This is a genomic window from Kitasatospora sp. NPDC091257 (assembly GCF_044757675.1).
GTDB lineage: Bacteria > Actinomycetota > Actinomycetes > Streptomycetales > Streptomycetaceae > Kitasatospora > Kitasatospora lactacystinica.
In genome coordinates, this window is sequence record NZ_JBIVVI010000579.1 from 1 (window position 1) to 5619 (window position 5619).

General features: G+C 74.2%; 6 protein-coding genes. 1 reads left to right on the forward strand and 5 read right to left on the reverse strand.

The window, feature by feature from the left end:
• The 5 genes from ACIQOV_RS24740 to ACIQOV_RS24760 form a co-directional block, all read right to left on the reverse strand.
• A partial coding sequence (locus ACIQOV_RS24740) for an ATP-binding cassette domain-containing protein (protein ID WP_401051869.1) occupies positions 1-264 on the reverse strand: 264 nt, incomplete at its 3' end.
• Complete coding sequence (locus tag ACIQOV_RS24745) at positions 261-1283, reverse strand: ABC transporter ATP-binding protein (protein ID WP_401051872.1); 1023 nt, start codon at positions 1281-1283, stop codon at positions 261-263. The genes ACIQOV_RS24745 and ACIQOV_RS24740, both read right to left, overlap by 4 nt.
• Positions 1280-2191 carry an ABC transporter permease gene (locus ACIQOV_RS24750; RefSeq protein ID WP_401051875.1) on the reverse strand — a complete coding sequence of 304 codons (912 nt, stop codon included), beginning with the start codon at positions 2189-2191 and terminating at the stop codon, positions 1280-1282. Before ACIQOV_RS24750 ends, ACIQOV_RS24745 begins: the two co-directional genes overlap by 4 nt.
• The gene (locus ACIQOV_RS24755; RefSeq protein ID WP_401051877.1) at positions 2178-3146 is read right to left on the reverse strand and encodes an ABC transporter permease; all 969 of its coding nucleotides are present in this window, start codon (positions 3144-3146) and stop codon (positions 2178-2180) included. Before ACIQOV_RS24755 ends, ACIQOV_RS24750 begins: the two co-directional genes overlap by 14 nt.
• Positions 3143-4708, reverse strand: coding sequence for an ABC transporter substrate-binding protein (locus ACIQOV_RS24760; protein ID WP_401051880.1), 1566 nt, complete (start codon positions 4706-4708; stop codon positions 3143-3145). Before ACIQOV_RS24760 ends, ACIQOV_RS24755 begins: the two co-directional genes overlap by 4 nt.
• A 269-nt stretch (positions 4709-4977) precedes the next feature.
• On the opposite strand from ACIQOV_RS24760, the gene ACIQOV_RS24765 reads away from it, so the two are divergent.
• Positions 4978-5577 carry a TetR family transcriptional regulator gene (locus ACIQOV_RS24765; RefSeq protein ID WP_401051882.1) on the forward strand — a complete coding sequence of 200 codons (600 nt, stop codon included), beginning with the start codon at positions 4978-4980 and terminating at the stop codon, positions 5575-5577.
• Positions 5578-5619: the final 42 nt, after the last annotated feature.

The window sequence follows — 5619 nt, forward strand, 5'->3', positions numbered from 1 at the left end:
GTCGAGGGTGACGGTGCCGGTGGTGGGCGGGGGCAGCCGCAGCAGGGCCTTGGCGATGCTGCTCTTGCCGGAGCCGGACTCGCCGACCAGGGCGAGGGTGCGGCGCGGATACAGGGCCAGGTCGACGCCGCTGACGGCGTGCAGCGGGCCGGAGCGGGTGCGGTGGACCACGCCGAGGCCGGTGGCCTCCAGGACGGCCGTACCAGCGTCGGCAGTTCCGGCGCCGGCGGTGTCGGGGGCGACGGTCTCGGGGGCGGTGGTCATGCCGCGGACTCCAGTTCCTCGGGAGCGATGGGGTCGGCCGCGGTGAGCGGGAAGTGGCAGTCGGCGGTGTGTCCGTCCGCCGCCGTGCGGGTGGGTGGCGCGGTGGTGGTGCAGAGTTCGGTCGCCCGCTCGCAGCGCGGGGCGAAGGGGCAGCCGGGGATGGGCCGGGTGAGGTCGGGCGGTGAGCCGGGGATGGCGGGCAGGGTGCGGCGCAGCGGGCCGGTGACCCGCGGGACGGAGCGCAGCAGCGCCGCCGTGTAGGGGTGTCGGGGGTTCCGGGTGACGGCCTCGGTGGGGCCGGTCTCGACGATCCGGCCGCCGTACATGACGGCGATGCGGCGGGCCCGCCCGTACAGCAGGCCGATGTCGTGGGTGATCAGCAGGGTGGCCAGGCCCCGGTCGGCCCGGTGCTGGTCGAGCAGGTCGAGGACGGTGCGCTGGACGGTGACGTCGAGGGCGGTGGTGGGTTCGTCGGCGAGCAGCAGGGCCGGTTCGCCGGCCAGGGCGGCGGCGATGCCGACGCGCTGGCGCAGGCCGCCGGAGAGCTCGTGCGGGTGGGCGCGGGCCCGCCGGGCGGGGTCGGGGACGTCGACGGCGGCGAGCAACTCGGCGGCGGTGCGCAGCCGTTCGCGCCGGGACAGGCGGCGCCGGTTGGTGATCGACTCGGTGACCTGGTCGGCGATCCGGACGACCGGGTTGAGCGAGGTCATCGGGTCCTGGTGGACCATGGCGATGCCGGTGCCGAGCAGTTCGGCGCGCCGGGCGGGGGTGGCGGCGAGCAGGTCCTCGCCGTTCAGCCGGATCTCGCCGGTGGCGACGGCCCTGGTGGTGCGCGACCCGACGCCGAGGACGGTGCGGGCGAGCACGGACTTGCCGGAGCCGGACTCGCCGACCACGCCGAGGCACTCGCCGGCCGCGATGCCGAGGCTGACGCCGTGCAGGACGTGCAGGCTCCGCCCGTCGGGGGTGTGCAGGACGGTGTCCAGCGAGCGGACGTCGAGGACGGGGGCGGAGGTCATCCGCGCGCTCCCTTCGTGGCGGTGGACTTCGCAGCGGCGGGCTTGGCTGCGGCGGGAGCGCCCGAACGCAGGTGCTCCCCGAGGTAGTTGAGGGCGAGGACGGTCAGGCAGAGCACCGCGGCGGGTGCCAGCGAGATCCACGGCGCGCTGCCGAGGGTGGTGCGGCCCTCGGCGATGATGCCGCCCCAGGAGGGCTCCGGCGGGCGCAGCCCGAAGCCGAGGAAGCTGAGCGAGCCCTCGGCGACGATGGCGACGGTGGTGGCGGTGAAGGCGAAGGTGAGCGCGATCGGCAGGACGTGCGGGACGATCTCGCGGCGCAGGACGCGCAGCGGGGCGGTGCCGATCATGCGGGCGGCCTGGACGAAGCCGCGCTCGGCGAGCGAGAGCACGACGGCGCGCACCACCCGGGTGAAGTGCGGGACGGTGAACAGCCCGATCAGGCCGCCGATGACGGTGAGGCCGGGGCCGCGCATCGAGACCACGATCATCACCAGGATCAGGCTGGGCACGGACATCAGCAGGTCGGTCGCGAAGCCGATGGCCTTGTCGACCGGGCCGCGGAACCAGCCGGCGGCGAGGCCGAGCGCGCCGCCGCCGAGCAGCCCGACCAGGACGGTCAGGGCGGCGACGGTGAAGGAGGCGCGGGCGCCGGCGACGGTGCGCTGCAGGATGTCCCGCCCGGAGCCGTCGGTGCCCAGCCAGTGGCCGGGGCCGGGGGCGGCGGAGGGGTGGGCGAAGTCGCCGTGCAGCGGGTCGAAGCCGGGCAGCAGGGGCAGCAGCAGGGCGGCGAGGGCGACCACGGCCAGCCAGGCCGCGGCGGCGAGCACCCCGGCCGGCGGGCGGCGGCGGGCGATTGGGGTCCCGGCGGTGCTCTCGGCGGTCACGGCGGTGGTTTCAGCGGTGCTCATGGGCGATCCTCGGGTCGATCGTGCGGTACAGCAGGTCGACCGCGAAGGTGGCCGCGACCACGGCGACGGCGCTGACCACCACCACGGCCTGGACGACCGGGAAGTCCCGGCCGGCGATGGCCCCGGAGACCAGGCTGCCGACGCCGGGCACCGCGAACAGCGACTCGACCAGCACCGAGCCGCCCAGCGAGGTCCCGATGCCGATCCCGATCAGCGTCACCAGCGGCAGGCTGGACGGCCGCAGGGCGCGGCGCAGCAGCAGCCGGGTGGTGCCCATGCCGCGGCTGCGGGCGGCGGCGATGTACGGCTGGTCGAGGGTGTCGAGCAGCTGCCCGCGCAGGGTGCGGGTGAACACGGCGGCCTCGGTGAGGCCGAGGGTGAGGGCGGGCAGCACCAGGTGGCGCAGGTTCTCGGCCGGGTTCTCGGTGAACGGGGTCCAGCCGGTGGCGGGCAGGACGCGCAGCTGGACGGCGGCGATCCAGATGAGCAGCAGGCCGAGGGCGAAGCCGGGGACGGCGAGCCAGCAGAAGGTGGCGGTGGTGGCGAGCCTGTCGAAGGTGCCGCCGGGCCGCCAGGCGGAGAGCAGGGCGACGGGAACGGCCAGGCAGAGCGCCACCAGCTGGGCGGCGAGGAAGAGTTCGAGGGTGACGGGGATCCGGTCGGCGAGTTCGCCGGTGACGGTCGCTCCGGTGGACAGCGAGTGGCCGAGGTCGCCGTGCAGGGCGTCGCCGATCCACTGCCAGGTGGCGGCGAGCACGTTGCGGTCCAGGCCGAGCCCGGCCTCGTAGGCGGAGATCTGCTCGGGGGTGGCGGTGGGGCCGAGGGCGGCGACGGCGGGGGAGCCGGGCATCAGGTGGGGCAGGGCGAGCGCGCCGACGGTGACCAGCAGCAGGACGGCCGCGGCGCGGCCGAGCTGCCCGCCGTACCGCAGGGCGGTCCGGGCGCCGGGGGTCATCGCTTCACCCACAGGGTGGCGGGCGAGACGTTGAGGACGGTGCGCTTGGACAGGTCGGGCAGCCCGCCGACCTTGGCGGCACCGAGGAAGCCGACGGTGTTCTCGGTGAGGAAGACCATCGGCGCCTCGCCGACGACCCGCGCGGCGGCCTGGCCGTAGGCGGCCGAGCGCTTGGCGGCGTCGGTCGAGGAACGGCCCTCGGTGATCGCCTTCTGGGCCTCGGGGTCCGACCAACTCATGAAGTTGTACGGCGAGTTCGGCAGGTAGAGGCTGCTGAGCGCGGTGTCGGTGTCGCCGAACATGCTGGTGATGAAGTCCATCACCTGGAACTTGCGCTGGAGCATCGCGGTGCCCAGGCCCGCGTTGTCGAGCGGCTTGACGGTCATCCTGATCCCGGCCTCGCCGAGCATCTGCTGGAGCACGGTGGCGCGCTGCTGGGCCTCGGGGCGGATGTCGACGAGGTACTCGAAGGCGAGGTCGGGGTGGCCGGCCTCGGCCAGCAGGGCGCGGGCCCTGGCCGGGTCGTGGGCCGGGTACCCGGCGGCGGTGCGGTACGGGGAGCGGGAGCCGATCGGGCCGTCCGCGACGGAACCCTGGCCGAGGAAGACGACCTTCTCCAGGGCCTCGCGGTCGATCGCGTACTGCACCGCCCGGCGGACCCGGACGTCGTCGAAGGGTGCGGCCTTGGTGTTGAACAGCACGGTGCTGGTGGAGCCGGGCCCGGTGGCGGTGCGCAGCCCGTCGGCGGCGGCCTGCTTGAGCTGGCTGGGCGTCTCGGTCCAGATCAGGTCGGTGTCGCCGGAGCGCAGCGACTGGTAGCGGCTGTCGGCGTCGGGCAGCACCCGGTAGACGAGCTTGTCGGCGTGGCCCTTGGCGCCCCAGTACGCGGGATTGCGGGACAGGGTGACGGAGACTCCGGGCTGCACGCTCTCCACGGTGTACGGGCCGGAGCCGACGGCGGGGGAGTCGCCGGACGGGGCCTCGGAGACGTAGCCGAGCGAGCGGGTGAACAGGTTGGGGAAGGCGGCGTCGGGCGCCTTGAGGGTGAAGGCGACGGTGGTCGGGCCGGTGACGGCGGTGGAGCCGATGGCGGCCGCGTCGAGGGCGCAGGCGCACTTGCTCTCCGGCTTGGCGAGCCGGGTGACGTGGTCGGCGACGGCCTGGGCGTCGAGCGGCTTGCCGTCGCTGAACGTCACGCCCTCGCGCAGGTCGAGGGTCCAGACCGTGGCGTCGGCGTTGGGGGTGAAGGACTTGGCGAGGTACGGCTGGACGGTGCCGTTGTCGCCGTTGACCATCAGCGGGTCGTACAGGGCGTTGGCGAGGACCATCATCGGCATCGAGGTCAGGGTGCCGTCGGCGGGGTCGAGCTTGGTGAACGGCCGGTCCAGGCCGATCTTGAGCGTGCCGCCGTCCACGGCCGGCCCGTCGGCCGCCGTGCCGGTGTTCCCGGCGGCGGTGCCGGTGCCGGTGCCGGACAGGGCGTCGTCGGAGGCGGAGCAGGCGGTGAGCGTGAGCGCGGCCGTGCAGGCCGCGGCTACCAGGAGGTGGGTGTGCCGCTTCATGGTTCCTCGGTTCGGGGGGTGCGGGGCGGCCAGGGGGAGTGCGGCCGCCGACGCCCACACCATTTCGGAAGTGGCAGTACTGCCAAAAGGCAGTTGTGCAAACTTCGGATGACGAAACCCGGAAGAGTCGGCTCCCGCCTTGAGCGAGCACGGTCGGACGTGATTCGGTACTGACAGCCGCCCCCTCGGCGGCCCCACCTCCGCCCGGGCCGGGCACTCGCCCGAGACCGACTCGGACACCCAACTCACCGAACAGGAGCGGAAGAACGATGCAGGGGACGGACACCGCGGCGGAGCCGGGCATGCGCGACCGCAAGAAGGCGCGCACCCGCGACAGCATCCGCACCGCGGCGCTCGAACTCTTCGAGGAGCAGGGCTACGAGCGCACCACGGTGGACCAGATCTGCCGCCGCGCCGACGTCGCCCACCGCACCTTCTTCCGCTACTACCCGGCCAAGGAGGCCCTGCTCTTCGGCTGGGACTTCGGCCAGGTCGTCCTCGACGCCTTCGCCGCCGCCCCCGCCGAACTCCCGCTCTGGGCCGCGCTCGAACACGCGCTGACCGTCACCGGCGGACGGCTGGAGGAGCCCGTCGAGCACACCGAGCGCCGGCGGCGGCTGCGCAGGGGCCTGCTCGAAGTGCACTCCGTCCACAACTACGCCCTGGTCGTCATCGACGCCTTCATCGAACGCACCGTCACCATCGCCGCCGAGCGGCTCGACGTCGACCCGGACACCGACCTGCGCCCGACCGCGCTCGGCGCGATGTTCGGCGGCATGGTGCGGCGCCACATCCTGATCGGTCAGGAGAGCGCCACGCTGGCCGGCTGGGTCAAGGCCTACCGGGACGTGCTCGCCGCGGCGGGCTGACCCGAACCGCCACCGACCCCGTCACCGGCCCCCGCCACCGAC

Coding starts and splice junctions, on each gene's coding strand:
- ACIQOV_RS24745 (WP_401051872.1), bottom strand. CDS start 1,283: ATGACCTCCGCCCCCGTCCTCGACGTCCGCTCGCTGGACACCGTCCTG.
- ACIQOV_RS24750 (WP_401051875.1), bottom strand. CDS start 2,191: ATGAGCACCGCTGAAACCACCGCCGTGACCGCCGAGAGCACCGCCGGG.
- ACIQOV_RS24755 (WP_401051877.1), bottom strand. CDS start 3,146: ATGACCCCCGGCGCCCGGACCGCCCTGCGGTACGGCGGGCAGCTCGGC.
- ACIQOV_RS24760 (WP_401051880.1), bottom strand. CDS start 4,708: ATGAAGCGGCACACCCACCTCCTGGTAGCCGCGGCCTGCACGGCCGCG.
- ACIQOV_RS24765 (WP_401051882.1), top strand. CDS start 4,978: ATGCAGGGGACGGACACCGCGGCGGAGCCGGGCATGCGCGACCGCAAG.